Consider the following 19,441-nt stretch of genomic DNA (forward strand, 5'->3'; position numbering starts at 1 on the left):
CCGCCAGTGCTTGACCTCTACCCACGGGCTCTCAACGTCCCCATCCTTCACGCGGCGTGTACTAACTTATGTTCGTTGCCAACGCTCTGGCTAAACGCCTCACCCGCTTCACGCACCTGTGGCACGGTTTAGGGCATCGAACGTTTCAGCGCCGCATGTCGGTAGTGAATATGGGTTGCTGTGTCGCATAGGACGCCGCCCGCACTTGTAGCGCATTGCGTAGCGAAGGTGTCCTGTGCGGCGCGAATGCCTACACACAGTTTGCCGCAAAGGGGCGCTGGACTGTTCGATGTCGCAAGCCACAATTCGGGTGCACGATGCAGGTGAGGCGTTTAAGTAGCGCGCTGGCAACGAACATGGGCCAGTATGTTGCCGCGTGAAGGATGGGGCCGTTGAGAGCCCGTGGGTAAAGGTCAAGCACTAACGGTGTGAGCCCGCTTTCTNNCGCATCGCGGATGCCGGCGGCACGCTAAAAAACAAAAAGCCGTCGCAGACACAAACCGCATACGCGGATGCCAACGCAAAGGCAAAAAACCAAACAGCGTCGCAGACAAAAAAACAAAAAACTAACCCTTCCGCACTTCCTGCCCCTTCTCGGTGATGATCGACGTAAAGTCTTCGACCTTCGAGAACCGCACGGCCTTCACGACGCCGAACTTGCTGCTGTCGACGACGAGATGGCTCTCCACCGCGCTCGCCATCGCCGCCTGCTTCAGCGCGACTTCGTGAAAGTTCCAGCACGTGACGCCGCGCGCATCGTCGACGCCGCCCGCCGAGATGAACGCCTTGTTGATGCCCATGCGCCGCAGCACCTCGATGCTCTCGTCGCCGGAGAACGAATCCGATGACGGCACATAGACGCCGCCCAGCAGGATCATCCGCACGTTGGGCTTGCGCCGCAGAATTTCCGCGACGTTCAGCGAATAGCAGACGACGGTCACGTGCATCTCGTTCGGAATCAAACGGGCGAGCGTCGTGAGCGTCGTGCCGCAATCGATGAAAAGCGTCTCGTTGTTGCCGATCAGCTTCGCAGCAATCGCCGACGCTTCCGCCTTGGCCTGAGCAAAGTGGTCCTTTTCCTGCTCCAGCGAATAGCCGGCCGTGTTGGGCACGTCCGTCGCGCTGACGATGTAGCCGCCCAGGTACGTGAAATGGTCTGGGCTCGCCGCAATGTCGCGCCGCACCGTCATTTCCGAAACGCCGAGCAGCGTCGCCGCGTCGCGCAGGCGCATCACGTTCTGTTTGGCCAGCGCATCGGCAAGCATGCGCAGACGTTCGGTTTTCAGCATGGGGAAGGTCTCGCTAACGCAATAGAGGGCGGTGAAAAACGCGCGTTAGATTCTGTTCGATTTCATGAGAGGATTATAACAAACGCGCGCATCGGCGGGTCGGGGAATTTGACCTTGATGGTCCGCGACCCATCCGCATTTCTGTCGTCGCTCCACGCACGCAAACCCAGGAATTCAGGCAGACTCGGCCTAATCAGTCGCCTTGGAAAACGCGAGCATTGCACTTATTCTGACTGCAGCGCCCGGGAACTGATGACGTGCCGGTCGGTCTGCTGCTTAATTCAATTCAGGAGCCACACCTATGACGCGTCCCGTCGATTCCGGCGTAATTCTTCTTGCCCGGCTCATGCTTGCCGCACTTTTTTTATGGGGCGGCGTGATGAAGCTGGTCGGGTATGCAGGCTTCGTCGGCTATCTGCACTCGAAGGGCGTGCCGCTCGTGCACATCGCCGCGCCGGTGGCGACGGCCGTCGAGGTGTTGGGCGGCATCTTTCTGGTGGTCGGCTTCAAGATTCGCGCGCTCGGGCTGTTCATGGCCGTCTACACGATCGCGACGGCCATCATTGGGCACGACTTCTGGAACATCACCGACGCGGCGGTGCAGCGCGACATGGTGATCCATTTCTGGAAGAACGTCGGCATCGCAGGCGGCTTCCTGTTGCTATGCGTGACGGGCGCGGGGCGGATCAGCATCGACGGCGCGCGCGCGCCGAGGGGCGGCCTGAGCAGCAGCCTGTGATCGTTGCGCGCACCGTCGCGCGAAGCGTTGCGACGGGGGCCTATTGAATTGATGTCGCAGTCGGGTTCGCGGCGCCCAGGTGAGAGCGGGCATCATTCCTGCGTCGTTCGGGATGCAGCATCCGGACAAGCCAGTTCGACTTAAAGGAGCACGCGATGATTCAAGCTTTCGACCATGCGATCGGCGGCACGATCATGCGGTTTTGCGCAAGTCTCGGCGAAGGGCCGATGCACCACCGCGTGATCATCAGCCGGGCCGACACAGCGGAGACGCTCGTCGTTTTCGATGCAGCCGGATTGATCGGCTCGATCAAGGCGGATATGGAAGAGCCCGACAAGCAGATCGCCGATGCGATCAGCAAGGCACAGAGCGATGGGCTCATCGAGAAAGCGCTTGAAACAGGCGTGATCCAGCAGGCAACGCTGTAGCGCTTTTCCGGGTTTGCCGGACATTGAAACACCCACGATGCGCGTGCGTCGTGGGTGTTGTGCTTTTAGGGCGCGGTGCCTGGCCCGTGTATCGGTCGCGTGATTGTCATTCGTTCGCGCTGGCGGGCCGCGCGCCGGCAGCAGCGTTGCGTGGCCGGCCGTGCGCATGCGGCTGCGGATGCACGAGACACGCGAGCACGAGCGCAATCAGCAGCAGGCACGCGGAAATCAGCGTCGATGCCTTGAGGCCGGTCACGATATGCGCCGCGCCCGTGGCGCTCGCCGCCGCTGCCGCGCTCGCGAGCGCGCCGAACAGCGCGACGCCGACTGCGCCGCCCGCCTGGCGCGCAGTGTTCAGGACCGCCGATGCCGTGCCCGCGCGCTTTGCGTCGACGCTGGCGAGCACGGCCGTCGTCATCGCGGGCACTGCGAGGCCCATGCCGGACGGGATCAGCAGGAAGAGCACGAGCAGCGTCCAGAGCGGCGATGCGGCATCGGCGAAATGCAGCAGTCCGTAGCCGAGCGCGGCCGTGATCGCGCCCGCGATCATCGGCACGCGCACGCCGAGCCGCCCGACCACCCAGCCGCTCGCGACGTTCGAAATCAGGAAGCCGCCCGTCAGCGGCAGGAACGCGAGGCCCGCCTGCAGCGCCGTCTCGCCGCGCGCGTGTTGCAGATAGAGACTCAGCACGAACACGACGCCGTAGTACGTGAGGTTCACGCAGATGCCGAACAGCACGGCCGCGCTGAACGTGCGGTTGCCAAAGAGCGCGAGCGGAAGCATCGGCGCATGGGCGCGCCGCTCGCTGACGATGAACGCGCATGCCGCGATCAGCGCGAGCACGAAGCTGCCGCCGACGAGGGGATGCATGAAGCCGAGCGGCCGCCACTCGATGACGGCGCCCGTGAATGCCGTCAACGCGACGATTGCCAGCATCTGACCCGATGGATCGATGCCGCGCATGGCCGCGCCGTCGCGTGCCGCATCGTGCGATGACGATGATGCAGACCGCGAAGCAGGCACCCACGCGAACGTCGCGAAGAGCCCGAGCGCGCAGATCGGCAGATTCACGAGAAAGATCGCGCGCCAGCCGAACGCGGCGATCAGCAGCCCGCCGATCACGGGGCCTGCCGCAATCGCAACCGCGCCCGCCGCCGTCCACAAGCCGACCGCGCGGGCGCGCAGCTTCGGATCATGGCCGCAGGCCTGATTGAGCAGCGCGAGCGAATTCGGCAGCATCGCGGCCGCGCCGATGCCTTGCACGGCGCGCGCGGCGACGAGCGTCGATGCGTCGAATGCGAGTCCGCACGCAAGCGATGCCGCCGCAAAGAGACCAAGGCCGAATGCGAACAGACGCCGCGCGCCGTAGCGGTCGCCGAGCACGCCCGCCGACAGCATCAGCACCGCAAACGCGAGCGTGTACGCATCGACGATCCATTGCAGGCCGGTGACGTTCGCTCGAATGTCCGAGCCGATCTTTGCCAGCGCGATATTGACGATCGTCACGTCCAGTTGCGTGACGACGAAGCCGATGCTGACGGTCGCGACGATGCGCGCGAGCGTCGGTGTGAAACGAGGTGTGTGGGTCATTTGGCATGGGACGGAAGCAAGCGATAAAGCACCGGCTCCCGTCGACAGAAATATCCATGCCTCGATGATAGGACCGTCGCGCCATGCGACGTTTCGGACCGGCTCGAAGTGTCGATTGCGGTGTCGATGCACCGACAGGCGCAAGTGGCGTGCCCACGCACGCCACGGCATGCGGCTTATCGTGCCGCGTCCCGCGTCCCGCGTCCCGCTTCACGAAGCACGCGGTCAGCGCGCCGATCGCGCACAACGCGCCGACGTACAGCGCGGGCGCCAGCGGGTTCGACTTCATCATCAGCGACACGACGATCGGCGTGAGGCCGCCGAACACCGCATACGCGACGTTGTACGAAAACGAAATGCCCGAGAAGCGCACGACGGGCGGAAACGCGTTGACCATCACGAACGGCACCGCGCCGATCACGCCGACGAACAGGCCCGCGATCGCATAGAGCGGCACGAGCATCGCGCTATCGACGGCGAGTTGCCGAAAGAGCGCGTAGTACGCGATGCCGAGCGCGACGCAGCCCACGAAAATCGTGCGGCCCGCGCCGAAGCGCCCAGCGAGCGAACCGGCGAGCACGCAGCCGATGGTCAGGCACAGCGTCGCGATGCTGTTCGCGAAGAGGGCAGTCGAAGGCGCGATGTGAAACTGCTTTTGCAGCAGCGTCGGCGTCATCAGGATCACGACGACAATCGCGGCGGACAGCATCCACGTGAGCAGCATCGACACGATCACGGCACGGCCATGATCGCGCAGCACGGCCTTCAGCGGGATTTCTGCGGCGAGCGACTTGCGCTGCTTCATCTCGGCGAACACGGGCGTCTCGTGCAGCCAGCGGCGCAGATAAACCGAGAACAGGCCGAACACGCCGCCGAGCAGGAACGGAATGCGCCACGCGAAAGCGGCGATATCGGCGGGCGCGAAATGGCGATTCACGGCCGACGCGACCAGCGATCCGAGCAGGATGCCTGCCGTAAGGCCCGCCGTCAGCGTGCCGCACGCATAGCCGACGTGACGCTGCGGCACGTGCTCGGAGACGAACACCCATGCGCCCGGCACTTCGCCGCCGACGGCCGCGCCTTGCATCACGCGGAACACGAGCAGCAGCACGGGCGCCATGATGCCGATGCTCGCGTAGGTGGGCAGCACGCCCATCAGCAGCGTCGGCAGCGACATCAGCAGCACGCTCAGCGTGAACATGCGCTTGCGCCCGAGCAGGTCGCCGAAGTGCGCCATCACGATGCCGCCGAGCGGACGCGCGAGATAGCCGGCGGCGAAGATGCCGAAGGTCTGCAACTGGCGCAGCCAGTCGGGAATCGATTGCGGGAAGAACAGTTGTCCGATCGCGGGGGCGAAGAACACGAAGATGATGAAGTCGTAGAACTCGAGCGCGCCGCCGAGCGCGGCGAGGCTGAGCGTCTTGTAGTCGTGGCGGGTCAGGGGACGCGCGTGCGCGATCTCCCTGGCGTGTGGTCTACCCAGTTCTGTTGCTTGCATTGCCTGTCGTAATGAAATAGAGAAGCCGCGCGTTGCGCGCGGAGTACGGCGGTCGTCAGGCGGGGAGTGCGACGGTGCGGGGTAACGCACGGGACACGGCACGCCGGCCCGGATAAGGCGGCGTGGTGACGAATTTGGCCAGCGCGCGATTTTACAACATGTAATTTGTCGCAGAATCTTTGCAAATTCGGACAAGTCTTATGGGCTTAATGGCGGTGCCTGATGAGAATCGCGATCCGTGATCAATCGTCGGGGGAACCACCATGCGTATCGCCATTCTTCAGCGTGACCCTGTGCAGGGCAAAATGCTGGAAAAGATCATCGTGCAGGCCGGCCACAGCTGCATGCTCTACGACGACGGCCTCGCGCTGTCGAAAGTGCTGGCCCGCTCGACGATCGACATGCTCGTGCTCGACTGGCACGCGCTGCGTCTGTCGGGCACGGATGTGCTGAAGGCAGTCCGCTCGGTCGGCGGCGAGCGCATGCCGGTGGTGTTCGCATCAAAGGACAACTCGGAAGAAAGCGTCGTGCGCGCGTTCATGCTCGGCGCCGACGACTACGTCACGTTGCCCACGCGACATGCCGAGTTCCGCGAGCGGATTTCCGCGCTGTTGCGCCGGGCTTATCCGGAACGGTACGGCAAGGACAGCTTCGATGTCGGGCACTATCACTTCGACACCCGTCGCCAGCTCGTCACGCTGCGCGGCACGCCCGTGCAACTGTCGGGCACGCAATACCGGCTGGCGTCGCTGTTCTTTTCGAACATCGGCCGCGTGCTGTCGCGCGACCACATCTTCGCGATGGTCTGGGGGCGAGAGTTCCGCGAAGTGACGCGCACGATCGACAGCCATGTGTCGCGTCTGCGCCTGCTGCTGCAAATCGACCCGCACAACGATTTCCGTTTGCAGCCCGTGTACAAGAGCGGCTATCGGCTACTGCATCTGCGCAGCGAGGAAGCTGTCGCGCAGCACGCCGAAGCGGCTTGAGCGCGCTCGGGCATCACGCCTGGTCAATGCGGCGGCTTCGGCCGCCGTATTTTTTTGCGCGCGGCTTTCGCGCAATGGTTCCGCACGCTCACTTCTCATACCGGCCGTGCCTGCCGGATACGCCGCGCAGGCGCTCATGCTTATAGCTTCGGAAGCGCCGGCCGCGTTTCGATCGAATGACGGATGAGCGCTTCGACGGCTTTGCGTTGATCGCCCGCGAGCGGCAGACGCGGCGGGCGAACAGGCTCCGTTCCCAGGCCGACGATCGCTTCAGCGAGCTTGATGCTCTGCGAGGGCCAACCTTTTCCCGGAACGCATAGGACTTCCAGGAAACCATGGATTTGCTGTGGTGGTGGGACTGGAAGATGCGGCAGCGAATCCCGGACGATGCGTCCGCAAGCGGCACGCCAATGGTCGAGTCCAAAGTCCCCGATCTCATCTGGCCTGCCTGCATGCAAGCATCGGAACGCGCGCCTATTGTCCGGCATCTCTCTCGCGTCCGCCGGAAGATCGACAGATCATGCTGGACGAGATGGCGGTAACCCACTGGCAGCACCGAGTACGTCTTCCCGTCGCCGAGCCGGGAGACGCTGCACCCCTATCCGAGGCCTGAATCCACTTGCAAGGTGTCGGGATGGGAGCGATCCGTGGTCCCGATACCCGGACCTGGATGAAGCCCGGTGGCACACGGTTCCCTGACCCGCTGAACGGGCCAGGTCGCGCGCTGCATTTCTCGTGAAATTGCCCTATACAACGCGGTAACGCAGCGAAACCCGTTTTGTTCGCCGGGCGCATCTGCGTATCCTCTATCGAAGCGCACTGTGGCAGCAGTCAGACTGGATACTCGATTGGCCTGCGCCGGGTCGGACCGTCCACTGAAGATACTTTCATGGACCGCCTTGCAAGAACCAGGAGACGATGGCGCAGGCATTGCATGCCGAGCGAGTGGACATCTTCGCTGCGTCACGGGCTGATGTGCGGGTTTTATAGTGCTGCCGGCGCCGCGGTATGATGGGTTCGCTGGTCTACGCAGCCGCGTTGGCGTCGTACCCGCGTGATTGGCATTGCCCTGAACGGTAATCGTGAGTTGCTCGCGATACTCGTTCCAATCGTTCATGGGCTTCCTCTGTTACGAAAGTTGATCGAGGGGGTGACTGTTGCAGTTGATGCGTTGGCCTTCGCGGAAGCCGACGATCGCGTCGCGTATTTTTTCCAGCGACCGCCGTACCTGCGCTCGCGGGCATGCAAGGTTGAGCCGGATTCTGCAATGGCCGTTCTCGACGAACATCTCGCCGCCCTCGAGGATGACGCCGGCCTTCTCAAGGAAGAACCGGGTGAGGTTGACCGACTCGTCGAAATAGGCACGCAGGTCGACCCACGCGAGATAGGTCGCATCTGGAATGCGGAACTCGGCCTTGGGCAAGTGTTTTTCCAGAAACCGTTGGGTCCACGCAAAGTTGTCGTCGAGATACGCGCGCAACTGGTCCAGCCACGGCGCGCCATTCCGATAGGCGCCAATGGCGGCCGAGAGACTGAGCGGGTTCACGAACGGGTAGTGCCGCCGTTTCCATTCCGAGCGCAATGCCGGGTCCGGGATGATCACGGTCGCGATCATCATGCCTGCAAGGTTGAAGGTTTTGCTGACGGCCATGCAGGTGATGATGTCCCTGCTGCCCGGGAACAGCCTGGCCAAAGGCGTGTGCCGGCTTCCGCTTCTGAGCAGATCGCAATGGATCTCGTCGGAAACGATCTTGACGCCGTTGGCGATGCAAAGCTCACCCATGCGGCGCAGTTCTTCCTCCGTCCAGACCCGGCCGGTTGGGTTGTGCGGATGGCAGAGGAAAAAGAGCTTCACGGCCGGGTCGCTCACTTTCGCTTCGAAGTCGTCGAAGTCGATCGTGTAGCCGCCATCGCCGGAAGCAAGCAGGCGCGACGTCACGAATTCCCGATCGCGCTGCACCGTCGCATGCTTGAAGTATCCATAGGCCGGTGTGAGGCTCAGCACTTTGTCGCCGGGCTGGCAGACATATTCGACGAGCCCGAAGAGCGCCGGTATGACGCCCAGCGCGACCAGCATGTCTTCCCGGGCGAAGCGCCAGTCGTATCGTTCGACACACCAGGCATGAAAAGCCTGATAAAGCTGATCGTCGAAGTTCATCGTGTAGCCGAAGACCGGGTGTTTCAGGCGCTCGGAGATCGCGTCGATTGCCGCATCCGGCGCGGCGAACTGCATGTCCGCCACCCACATCGAGATCAATTCCTCTCTCGGCACATCGAGCGCGGGCGCGGGTGCATCCGCGCCGAACAGATAGTTTTCGAAGCCGTCCTCCGCCAGGGCATTGGTGCCGCAGCGGGAAATCAGGCGATCAAAGTCGTAACTCATATGCGTTCAGTCATTCAGTGAAGAGGCTGTACGGGCCGATACTCCGGGCGATGTCCCGAAGTCAGTTAAGGAGCGACCGTTGCCGCGCGTACGTGAAGTACACGACGAGCCCGATCGCGAGCCAGGCCAGAAACGCGATCCAGGTCGTGGCTTGCAGGAACACGGTCAGCGTGATGCAGAACGCGATCGCAAGCAGAGGCACCAGCGGCACGGCCGGGCAGCGGAATGCGCGCGGCAGGTCGGGGCGGGTTTTTCGCAGGATGATGACGGCGACGGAAATCAGGCTGAACGCCGCTAACGTCCCGATGTTGATGAGTTCGGTCAGCACGTTCAGCGGAACCACGGCTGCGACCAGACCAAACAGGATTCCGACGATCCAGGTTGCGAAAAACGGCGTGCCGAGACTCGAATGAACGCTCGACAGCTTCTTCGGCAAAAGGCCGTCGCGCGACATCGCGAAGACGATGCGCGTTTGCCCATAGGTCATCACGAGAATGACGGTGGTCATGCCGAGAATAGCGCCGAGATCGACAAAGCCCGCAACCCAGTTCTCGCCCGCGTATTGCAGTGCAAGCGACACCGGGTGGTCGACGCCGAGGAACTTCTGGTATGGAACGATGCCTGTCATGATGGCCGATACCGCGACGTATAGCACCGCGCAGACGGCCAGCGATCCGATGATGCCGATCGGCAGATCGCGCGCCGGCCGTTTCACCTCCTCGGCGGCGGACGTGACCGCGTCGAATCCGATGAACGCGAAGAACACGAGTGCCGCTGCACCGAACACGCCCGAATAACCGAAGGGCGTGAACGGATGCCAGTTCACCGGTTGAACATGGCGTACACCGACCAGAATGAACAGCAACACGACGCCGATCTTCAAGCCGACCATCACGTTGTTGAGCCGAGCCGATTCGCGCACACCGAATGACAGCAGTGCGGTCAACACCAGCATGACGAGGAACGCTGGAAGGTTGAACCACGTATGGACGCCGGGAATCGCGCCCGGCGCCGCTGACAGCGCAGCGGGCAGATGCAGGCCAAATCCGCCGATGAGCGACTGGAAGTAGCCTGACCAACCCACCGACACCGCGGAACTCGCAAGCCCATACTCGAGCATCAGGTCCCATCCGATCATCCAGGCGACCAGTTCGCCCATCGTGGCATAGCTGTAGGTGTAGATCGAGCCGGCAACCGGCACCGACGAAGCGAACTCCGCATAGCACAACGCCGCAAATCCGCAGGCCAGGGCGGCGATGACAAACGATACGGTCAAAGCTGGTCCAGCCGTAAGCGCGCCTGTTCCCGTCAAGACGAAAATTCCGGTGCCGACGATCGCTCCGATCCCCATCAGGATCAGATCGAATGGGCCAAGCACTTTCTTCAGGCCATGCGGTGCGTGACTCGCGGCAACCATCGTCGCGAGATCCTTGGTTCTAAACAGACTCATCCGACTCCTCCAGTTCTTTTGTGTAGATCGCAAGAACCCGTTTCTGGGCTCCATCCGTTCAGACATCGCGGACGCAATGCGGACGCCGCGAACTGCGGCGCGAGACCGTCACTCGTCCGTCGTTGTTTGGTTAATGATCGTCGATAGTGTGGTTAAGAGGATTTCACGCGGATAAGCTTTTCTGTGCTCATGGTGAATATAATTAACCAACCCGGGCTTGCTGCGAACCAGTCCCAAGACAGTGGGTGAATGGGATTCGGCGCACCGGTGTGCGGTCGTCGCAATGCCGTGAGGCAATGGAGAGGAGTGGAAATGACAGATCTGGACGATACGGACAGGAAGATCCTGGAGTTGCTGCAAGTCGACGGCCGACTGTCCAATGCGGATATTGCGGAGAAGATTGGCTTGTCTGCACCCGCCTGCTGGAAAAGACTGAAGCGGCTGGAGAAGCAGGTGATTCAGGGTTATCACGCGACGCTGAATCAGCGGGAACTGGGGCTCGGCCTCTTTGCCTTCATCAACATCATGCTCGACAGTCACTCGGAGAAAGCCATGCGTGCGTTCGAGTCGGGTGTGATGGCGCTGCCGAATGTGGTGGCTTGCCACAATGTATCCGGCAAGTACGACTATCTGCTTCAGGTCGTCGTGCGGGATATGGAGGCATTCCATCAACTCGCGATGCACCGGATCCGCAACCTCGGCAACATCAAGGAGATGTATACGGGCTTCTCATTGAAGGAGATCAAGCGCTCGACGAGCCTCCCGCTATGAGGTCGGAGCCTGTCCGCCAACGCGCACGGATGCGCGTCCGCTGAACATCAAAACGCCGACCTTGACGCGGAACTACGTCAACGGGCTGCAATGGGTAGCTTGCCGCCGTCCATGGCGATGTACAGGGCGATCGTGCGGCGATTGATCATTTCCCGCCGATCACCACTTGCGCCCGCGACGCTCAAGCTGGCGTTCCGCGAATGGCCGGTCGCGAGCAGATCACAAGGCCGGAGTTGACCCACGACCGACATCCGGAATCGCTGCCTGCGGGGTGGTCGCAAAGCAATCAGGGCCTAACCTTTCACACAAACCACCTGCCGCAGCGTATGTACCACCTCGACCAGGCTCCGCTGCGCGGCCATCACTGCGTCGATGTCCTTATAGGCCATCGGAATTTCATCAATGACCCCTGCATCCTTGCGACATTCGACATGCGCCGTTGCGCTGATTTGATCCTGGACCGTGAAGCGCCGTTTGGCCTCCTTCCGGCTCATCGCGCGCCCGGCGCCGTGACTGCATGAGCAGAAGCTCTCTTCATTGCCGAGGCCGCGAACGATGAAGCTCTTCGCGCCCATCGAACCGGGAATGATGCCGAACTCGCCCACTCGCGCCGACAGCGCGCCTTTACGCGTGACGAACATGTCGGCGCCAAAGTGCCGTTCCCTCTGTACGTAATTGTGGTGGCAGTTCACTGCGTGCTCGTCGATGGTGAAGGGTTTCCCGATAGTCGAGCGCACCGCGTCGATCACGGCATTCATCATGACCTCACGGTTGCTGCGCGCGTAGTTCTGAGCCCAGCCGACCGCCTCCACGTAGTCATCGAAGTGCCGGCTGCCTTCCTTGAGGTACGCGAGATCCTTGTCCGGCAGATTCGCAAGGTGTTGGCGCATGTCGGCCTGGGCCAGCTCGATGAAGAGGGTCCCGATCGCGTTGCCCACGCCACGCGATCCGCTATGCAGCATGAACCAGACGCTGTCATCTTCGTCGAGACATACCTCGATGAAGTGATTGCCGGTGCCGAGGGTGCCCACGTGCGCGTGGTTGTTCGTGCGCGCAAGGGAAGGATACTTGTCGACGATGCGTTGAAAACCGGGTGCCAGCAGCTTCCAGGCATCGTCGACGGCGGGCGGCGGACGCGACCATGTACCTGGGTCGCGTCGCCCCGGCGCACCGCCGTGCGGCACGGCGCGCTCGATCGCGCCGCGCACGCCGGAAAGTGAATCGGGCAGGTCGGCGGCCGTCAGTGACGTGCGAACCGCCATCATTCCGCAGCCGATGTCGACGCCCACCGCCGCCGGTATGATCGCGCCTTGTGTCGGAATCACGCTGCCGATCGTCGACCCTTTGCCCACGTGCACGTCCGGCATGACGGCAACGTGCCTGAACACGAACGGCATGCGGGCCGTGTTGCTCAGTTGCCGGCGAGCCGCCTCCTCAATCACGACGCCCCGTGTCCACATCTTCACGGCCTTGTCGCTTGCCACTTCCATGAGTTGATAATCGACCAGGCTCATGTCTCTGTCCCTTCGTCAGCTTCGCTCATCGGCACGGGTCAGTGCGTAGCGTACGACGTTAGCGTGAGCCGGTTTTTCTGTTTTGACAACCTGCACGTCATGAGCGTCGTCATCAAGCCCTGGCCTCTGATTCATCGCAAGCGATCCGTGCCATCGGATCAGCCATTGGTTCACGCTGCCGCGTTGGATTGCTCCTTCAAGGTCGTCAATCGGTGCGCGCTGAGAGTCGCGACGCAAACGCTGCAAATTCGATCTGTATCACCGAGCTTGCGATGCCGCGAACGGGCGCGAGCCTATCGATATCGGACGACAGCAATCTCTGTCCGCTCGATGGTCGACTCATAGACGTGTCGACGTGTACCGGTCGACTCCCGATACGTGTGCGTGTTGTAGACGATAGCGGCATCGCCATCCGCTTGCCGGACCGCATCGACGACGCGCGACGTCGCGCCATAACTACGCCTGTCGTATCAGGCGGATGAGCAGGAGGCGCGAACGTGCCTTCGCGAATATCCTAGTTCACCCGGTAACTGGCGATCCAGCTATACAGCTGTTCAACGTCGGTGCCGAGCGGGCGCTGGTCATTGCGCATCAGAAAGTAGCCGCGACCTGGGCGCACGCTCAACGAGGATAGGCGCGCGAGTCGTCCACTGCGAATTTCCGCGTCAAGAAGATGGCGAGTGCCCAACGTCACACCTCGTCCTCGCGTGGCGGCGTCCACAAGCACGATGTAGTTGTTGCCATACTCGGTCGCCCTCACGCGGCTCGGTTCAATTCCTAGCGACTTAAACCAGATAGACCAGTTGATCCAGTTTGGCTGGACGCGTTCATACTCAAGAAGCACCTGTGATAGCAACGCCTCAGGACCGTCGCTGAGCAGCGGATGGCTTTCGATATAAGCCGGACTCGCGACAGGGAATATCTCTTCCTCGAATAACAACTGCGCCGTCCAGTGGATCCGCTGACCCGGGTCATACACCACGGCCAGGTCGACGCTGTCGTTAAAAAGATCAGAAGGCTGATCGGACGTGATTGTGCGAATGCTCGCCGCGAAGCTCGGATTGCGATCACGGAAGTCCCTCATGACCTCACTCAGCCAGAAATGCGAGATCGCCGTGTTGGCGGCCACCGTCACCATACTCGCGCTCCGCTTGTCGCTGATCTCGTCCACGGCATCAGCGAGGTAATTGAACGCCGCGCTGACTTTGTTATGAAGCTGCGTTCCGCGCGGCGACAGCTGTACCCGTCGACCGACCCGTTCGAAGAGTACAAACCCAAGCCCCTCCTCAAGCTGGCGGATCTGCTTGCTTACCGCTGCCTGTGAAACGTGAAGCTCTTCCGCGGCCCGCGTGAAATTCAACGTCCGGGCCGCTGCCTCGAAAAACATCAGGCTGGTCAGCGGCGGAAGGCGATGTCGCAGGCTTTTCATAACGTAAGGTTATCAATGCACATGAGATTTTATCTGTGTACAGGGAAATTGGTAGCTCGTAAAGTCGTTTCATGGCAGAGCAATCCGGTGATTCAGCGCGCCGGCTGCAGCGACAAGCCTTATAACTAGAGGTTGGTGTTTTCCCCATCTGGACGTTCTTATGACTACGCTACAGTGGCACCGCGGGCGCCACGATCTTTCCGATCTTCAGTCGCTCGATCACTCCTCGCACGGCTCGGACATCGACCTCCCGTCGGTGCGAGCGTATCGCCTTGGCAGAATTCGGGCCGAAATGCGAAAACGCGATATCGCGGCCTTGATCATCAGTGACCCAGTGAACATCAGGTACGCCACGGGCGCGCGCAACATGCAGATTTTTTGCGCCCGTAACACGCCTTCGCGCTACCTCATCGTCACGGAAGGCCGGACGATTCTGTTCGAGTTCACTGGTTGCGAGCACCTGGCCGACGGCCTGGAGACGATCGACGAAGTCCGTCCATCGTCAACCGCCAGTTTCGTCGCGGCAGGCCCGGCCATCGTGGCGCGCGAAAAGGCATGGGCGGCCGACATGGTAGCCACGCTGACTGAACTCGTCGGTCCCCGGCCCACGGTCGGTATCGAGCGCATGAACGCCGGAGTCGCGATTGCGCTGGCCGGGCATGGCGTGCGTCTGGTGGATGCGCAGGAGCCGATCGAGATGGCGCGCGCCATCAAGTCGGCCGAGGAACTGAAGTGCGTCATCGCTTCGCTGCGGGCGACAGAAGCTGCCGTCGGAAAGCTTCGGGACGCGATCCGGCCCGGCATGTCGGAGAACGAGCTCTGGTCTGTGCTGCATCAATCGGTCATCGCTCAGGATGGCGACTACGTTGAGACGCGCTTGTTGAGTGCCGGGCGTCGAACCAACCCCTGGTTCCAGGAAACATCCAGCCATGTCATCGAACCAAACCAGCTGATCGCGCTGGATACCGATGTCGTCGGCTGTCACGGTTACTACTCTGACTTTTCCCGTACCTTCCACGCCGGGCCGGATAAGCCGAGCGAGAACCAGCGCACGCTCTACAAGCTCGCTCACGAGCAGGTACATCACAACATGGGGATCATTCGTCCGGGCATGACGTTCAGGGAATACAGCGACAAGGCCTGGAACATCCCGGACAAATACCACGCGAATCGCTATTACCTGTCGGCACACGGTTGCGGTATGACGGGCGAATATCCGTACCTCTACCATCATGCGGACTTCGCTGCGTCTGGCTATGACGGTGAAATACAACCGGGAATGACGCTGTGCGTCGAGAGCTACATCGGCGAGCACGCTGGACAGGAAGGCGTGAAGCTCGAGCAGCAACTGCTCGTGACGGAGACAGGAACTCGCCTGCTTTCACTTTTCCCGTTCGAAGAAACATTGCTGCGATAAGCAAGGCGACGCTGCATGTGCTGGACGGTTTCAACCCTCAAATGGAAGCGTAGAAAATGATCAAGTTGCTGGGATTGTTCAAGTGGTTACTGCCCGTCGTCTTTCTGCTAACGGGCGCCACGGCGCGTGCAGAAGACAGGTCGATCACGATCGGCGTGAACAACTGGGCGGAGAACATCGCTGTCGCGAACATGTGGAAAGTCCTTCTCGACGAGAAAGGGCTCAAGGTCCAGTTACAGAACGCGGACAAGGCGCTGATCTACAACAGCGTCGCGCAGGGGAAAATCGACCTGACCTTCGAAGTCTGGCTTCCGTCAGGCGACAAGCCCGCGTTCGACAAGGTCAAGGACAGAGTGGTGCAGATCGGGCCTTGGTTCAAGGAGGCAAATTTGGGCCTCGTCGTTCCTGACTATGTTGCCGTCGACAGCATCGACCAGTTGAATGCGAACAAAAGTCTCTTCGCGTCCAGTGGCCGCCCGAAGATCGTCGGCATCGATTCCGGCAGCAGCCTCATGCAGTTGACGGAGAAGGCGAAGACGACCTATCAGCTCGACTATGACGTTCAGTCATCGTCCGAGTCTGCGATGGTCCTGTCGCTTGAACGTGCGATTCAGCGCAAGGAGCCTGTCGTCGTGACGCTCTGGAAACCCCACTGGATCTGGTCTAAATACAAGCTCAAGTATCTGAAGGACCCGAAAGGCGCCTATGGGTCGACCGACTCTATCTATGGAATCGAGACCCAGGCATTCAAGAAGCAGCATCCCGACGTCGAGCGGTGGTTGCAGCAATGGAAGATGGATGACAACTCGCTGGGCGGGCTGATGTCGGAAATCATCAAGCAAGGTGTGTCAAACCCTGAGAAAGGCGCGAAGGCCTGGATCGACGCGAACCGCACGCTGGTTCAGCAGTGGACGAAGTAAGCCTGCGTAACACGCGGCGATGAATCCCGACGCCTTGCTCCTCAGTTTGCGTCAACTCCAGCTTTTACTCTTCATATCCGACATGAACGTTTCCATCACGACTCCATCCATCTCCAGGCAACCAGCGCCGGACGACATCGAACACACGACCGCCGGCTGGGACACGTGGCATTGCGACAGCGACACGTTCCAGCATCGCTATGTACCGGGCGCGACGTTCTACGTCGTTAATGGCCGGGCACGGCTGACGTTCGCACATGGCGCGCAACTCGACATCGAGGCCGGGGACTTCGTGTCCATCGGCGACGGCGCGGAGGCGGTGTGGGAGATATCAGCGCCTATCGAAACCCGCTACACCTATCACGAGGATCGCGGTGCAGCGACAGAGGCGTGATCATGAGCGAGGCTCTGGAGTTTGACTATGTAATCGGCGGAGCGGGTTCGGCCGGCTGCGTACTCGCGCGCCGACTCGCTGATGCCGGCAATAAGGTATTGCTGATCGAAGCGGGTCCACGTGACAGTTCGTGGGTGATCCGTATGCCCGCCGGCCTCAGATCGATTTTCAAGCCGAGTTCGAAATACAACTACTGGTTTGAGACCGAGCCGCAGCGGAACCTCGACAACCGCCGCATCCTGCAGCCGCGAGGTCGCGTTCTGGGCGGCTCATCTTCCATCAACGGCATGACATGGCTTCGCGGTCATCCCCTCGACTACGAGCGCTGGGAGCGGGAAGGGGCGACGGGCTGGGGCTGGAAGGATTGTCTGCCGTATTTCCGGAAGATCGAGCGAAGTGATGTCAGCAGCGCTTATCGGGGTGCCGACGGGTTCATTCATGCGCAGCGTCAGGAGCATCTCTGTCCGCTCAACCAGGCCTTTCTCGATGCGGGCGTCGAAGCTGGCTTTCCGCTCACCGACGACGTGAACGGATACCAGCAGGAAGGTGTGTCGCGCTTCGAGATGAGCGTCGATCACGGTATTCGCAACAGCGCCTCATACGGCTACCTTCACTCGCGCAAGGACGACGGTAATCTGACGATCTGGACGCAGAGCACACTCGAGCAGATCAACCTTATCGGCAACAGGGCGACCGGGTTCAAGGTGCTGAACGGCGACTCTGTCGTGAACGTCACTGCACGTAAGGAGACTTTACTTTGCGCTGGAGTCTTCGGTTCCCCGCAACTGCTGATGTTGTCAGGAATCGGGCCGGTCGATCATCTCATGGAAAAAGGGATAGTCCCGAGAGTCGAGTTGCCAGGGGTTGGAGAAAATCTGCAGGACCATCTGGAATGTCATATCCAGATCGAAACCAGGGAACCTGTCTCGCTCAACCGGGAACTGCAGCTTCACCGAATGCTGTGGGCTGGCGTGCAGTGGTTCGGTTTCAAGTCGGGCGTTGCGTCCGTCAACCAGTGTCATGTCGGCGCCTTTCTGAAAAGCGCCCTCCACATTCCCCATCCGGATATTCAGTTCCACTTTTTTCCGGTGTTCTTCAACAAGGACTGGATACCCACACGGCAAACAAACGGATATCGAATCGGAGTAGGTCCGATGCGCCCAACGAGTCGCGGACGTGTCCGACTGAAGTCGATGCACGCCGAAGACCCGCTTTCGATAGATCCGAAATACCTGGACACCGAGGAAGACTGGCGCGTGATGCGCGAGTCGGTACGACTCGGCCTGCTGTTTTCACGACAACCCGCCTTCCGTCGCTTTCACTACCGTGAAGACATGCCGGGCGTCGATGTAAGCGCAATCGCGGCCGTCGACGAGTTCATCAGGCAGGACGCGTCAAGCGCCTATCACCCCTGTGGAACCTGCAAGATGGGAGCGAAGCACGATCCGTCCGCCGTCGTGGGTCCAGATCTGAAAGTCAGGGGCATAGAGCGACTGCGTGTCATCGATGCATCGGTTATGCCGTCGATTCCAAGCGCGAACATCAACGCTGCGACCATCATGCTAGCCGAGCGAGCAAGCGATCTTGTGCTCGGGCAACCAACGATGCAAGCACAACCTCTGCAGTTCGCTGCCTGACCGAGATTTGCCGAACGGTTTCGGTACGCCGTGCTCGCTCTAACAAAGGGTACTGTCGGGTCGGCTTTAGCAATTCGCCATATAACGGCCGGGTAAAACGGCCGCTCTGGTTGCCTGAAGGAGAGTCAGTCAACCATCCGCAAGTCCACCTTGGCTCCTACAGGACGCAGCGGAGTGATGTCCAGGAACCCGGACGTCAGCCTGGAGCCGGGATTGGGCTGATGGCTTGCTGATAGGCGGTGCATTCTCTTCCGTGGCGGACAACCTGTCTGGCTGAGCTTTGCACCCAAACGTCGACCATAAAGGCGAACGCGAGTGGCGGCGTTTAGTGGCAGTCGGTCATCAGGAGCGCGGGACAGCGAGGCGCGGCCGCTACGGTCCGGTTATTTCCAGGCAATGCGATATTGGCAGATGAGTCGACCGTTCCTTAAGCAATGCGTTCAGACGGCAGTTCCGCTCAGCAAACGGCCATTCAATAATCGTTATGCGGAACTGCGTCCGCCGAAGTGCGCCAGGTGATGAGTGAGTCGACACGGTCGACTTACAAGACGATTACCGAAACGACAACTTGCCGTTGCAATCCGCACATTCGGCGCGTCGGCGGCGACTATTATGGACATACCAATCTCATGCTAGGCAAGCCTCTGAAAGGCAGCGCGAGGCCAGGTGCCTACTTGAGTTTTAGTTCGAAGAGCCAGCCCTTACGTGAGAAAGGTTTGCCGCGCAAGCGTGGCAAGTATCAGGTCAGTCGATTCGATCTGCAGGTTGCCGCTCATTGTGCGTGTCGTCTCCTCGATACGGATCGGTCGCGAAGCGAGCACGGTTCCCGTTTAGACTGGTCTGCCAATGGTTTGATAAGCACGGCGAATTGCGCCAGGACACCTTCGATCTGGATAGCGTGCGTTGCGAGCCGCGCTCGATTCCCGCGGGTTCGGTGCAACTGCACACATTCATCCGGGTCGCGCTTACCTGAAGCCTGCGGCGCGCGCGCAAAT

The 19,441-nt window shown here is 61.0% G+C and carries 14 protein-coding genes and 3 pseudogenes; 9 read left to right on the top strand and 8 right to left on the bottom strand.

All coding sequences use genetic code 11. The annotated features are described in order from the left end of the window. Positions 1–566: 566 nt before the first annotated feature. Positions 567–1,289, bottom strand: a complete 723-nt coding sequence (locus BN2476_RS25685; RefSeq protein WP_087736970.1) for a DeoR/GlpR family DNA-binding transcription regulator — start codon at positions 1,287–1,289, stop codon at positions 567–569. A 301-nt stretch (positions 1,290–1,590) separates the two neighbouring features. Between BN2476_RS25685 and BN2476_RS25690 the strand changes: the two genes are divergently transcribed. Both BN2476_RS25690 and BN2476_RS25695 read left to right on the top strand, forming a co-directional pair. Then, a complete protein-coding gene (locus tag BN2476_RS25690; RefSeq protein WP_087736971.1) occupies positions 1,591–2,028 on the top strand; it encodes a DoxX family protein in 438 nt (145 codons plus the stop codon). 155 nt (positions 2,029–2,183) lie between these two features. After that, entirely contained in the window at positions 2,184–2,456 is a 273-nt protein-coding gene (locus BN2476_RS25695; protein WP_087736972.1) for a hypothetical protein, read from the top strand. A gap of 106 nt (positions 2,457–2,562) precedes the next feature. Here the strand turns inward: BN2476_RS25695 and BN2476_RS25700 are convergent, their stop codons facing one another. After that, on the bottom strand, positions 2,563–4,047 hold the full coding sequence (locus BN2476_RS25700; protein WP_087736973.1) for an MFS transporter: 1,485 nt from the start codon (positions 4,045–4,047) through the stop codon (positions 2,563–2,565). Between the two features lie 208 nt (positions 4,048–4,255). Further along, positions 4,256–5,545, bottom strand: a pseudogene (locus BN2476_RS25705) (MFS transporter); the annotation flags it as partial. 263 nt (positions 5,546–5,808) lie between these two features. On the opposite strand from BN2476_RS25705, the gene BN2476_RS25710 reads away from it, so the two are divergent. Beyond that, positions 5,809–6,531, top strand: a complete 723-nt coding sequence (locus BN2476_RS25710; RefSeq protein ID WP_087736974.1) for a response regulator transcription factor — start codon at positions 5,809–5,811, stop codon at positions 6,529–6,531. Between the two features lie 140 nt (positions 6,532–6,671). On the opposite strand, the pseudogene BN2476_RS48420 reads toward BN2476_RS25710, so the two are convergent. From BN2476_RS48420 to bcaP, 3 genes and pseudogenes are all read right to left on the bottom strand, one after another. Next, positions 6,672–6,821 (bottom strand): annotated as a pseudogene (locus BN2476_RS48420) (dihydrodipicolinate synthase family protein); the annotation flags it as partial. Positions 6,822–7,660: 839 nt separating this feature from the next. Beyond that, positions 7,661–8,914, bottom strand: a complete 1,254-nt coding sequence (locus BN2476_RS25715; protein ID WP_087736975.1) for a MalY/PatB family protein — start codon at positions 8,912–8,914, stop codon at positions 7,661–7,663. A gap of 61 nt (positions 8,915–8,975) precedes the next feature. Then, positions 8,976–10,364, bottom strand: coding sequence for a branched-chain amino acid transporter BcaP (gene bcaP, locus BN2476_RS25720; protein ID WP_087736976.1), 1,389 nt, complete (start codon positions 10,362–10,364; stop codon positions 8,976–8,978). A gap of 312 nt (positions 10,365–10,676) precedes the next feature. Here bcaP and BN2476_RS25725 point away from each other — a divergent pair, with 312 nt between their 5' ends. After that, entirely contained in the window at positions 10,677–11,135 is a 459-nt protein-coding gene (locus BN2476_RS25725) for an Lrp/AsnC family transcriptional regulator (protein ID WP_087736977.1), read from the top strand. Between the two features lie 293 nt (positions 11,136–11,428). Here BN2476_RS25725 and BN2476_RS25730 read toward each other — a convergent pair whose 3' ends face one another. Together BN2476_RS25730 and BN2476_RS25735 are read right to left on the bottom strand one after the other, a co-directional pair. Then, on the bottom strand, positions 11,429–12,649 hold the full coding sequence (locus BN2476_RS25730) for an RtcB family protein (RefSeq protein WP_087736978.1): 1,221 nt from the start codon (positions 12,647–12,649) through the stop codon (positions 11,429–11,431). A gap of 514 nt (positions 12,650–13,163) precedes the next feature. After that, positions 13,164–14,078: a LysR substrate-binding domain-containing protein gene (locus tag BN2476_RS25735; protein WP_087736979.1), complete on the bottom strand. Its 915-nt coding sequence runs from the start codon at positions 14,076–14,078 to the stop codon at positions 13,164–13,166. Between the two features lie 160 nt (positions 14,079–14,238). Between BN2476_RS25735 and BN2476_RS25740 the strand changes: the two genes are divergently transcribed. From BN2476_RS25740 to BN2476_RS48425, 5 genes and pseudogenes are all read left to right on the top strand, one after another. Then, on the top strand, positions 14,239–15,495 hold the full coding sequence (locus BN2476_RS25740; protein WP_087736980.1) for a M24 family metallopeptidase: 1,257 nt from the start codon (positions 14,239–14,241) through the stop codon (positions 15,493–15,495). 56 nt (positions 15,496–15,551) lie between these two features. Beyond that, positions 15,552–16,415: a glycine betaine ABC transporter substrate-binding protein gene (locus BN2476_RS25745; RefSeq protein WP_087736981.1), complete on the top strand. Its 864-nt coding sequence runs from the start codon at positions 15,552–15,554 to the stop codon at positions 16,413–16,415. Positions 16,416–16,434: 19 nt separating this feature from the next. Next, positions 16,435–16,809, top strand: coding sequence for a cupin domain-containing protein (locus tag BN2476_RS25750; protein ID WP_235850964.1), 375 nt, complete (start codon positions 16,435–16,437; stop codon positions 16,807–16,809). Positions 16,810–16,811: 2 nt separating this feature from the next. Further along, positions 16,812–18,446: a choline dehydrogenase gene (locus tag BN2476_RS25755; protein ID WP_087736982.1), complete on the top strand. Its 1,635-nt coding sequence runs from the start codon at positions 16,812–16,814 to the stop codon at positions 18,444–18,446. Positions 18,447–19,281: 835 nt separating this feature from the next. After that, positions 19,282–19,419 (top strand): annotated as a pseudogene (locus BN2476_RS48425) (DUF2158 domain-containing protein); the annotation flags it as partial. Between the last annotated feature and the right edge of the window lie 22 nt (positions 19,420–19,441).

Origin of the sequence: Paraburkholderia piptadeniae, from assembly GCF_900007165.1 — a bacterium.
In the GTDB taxonomy this organism is placed as follows: Bacteria; Pseudomonadota; Gammaproteobacteria; order Burkholderiales; family Burkholderiaceae; genus Paraburkholderia; species Paraburkholderia piptadeniae.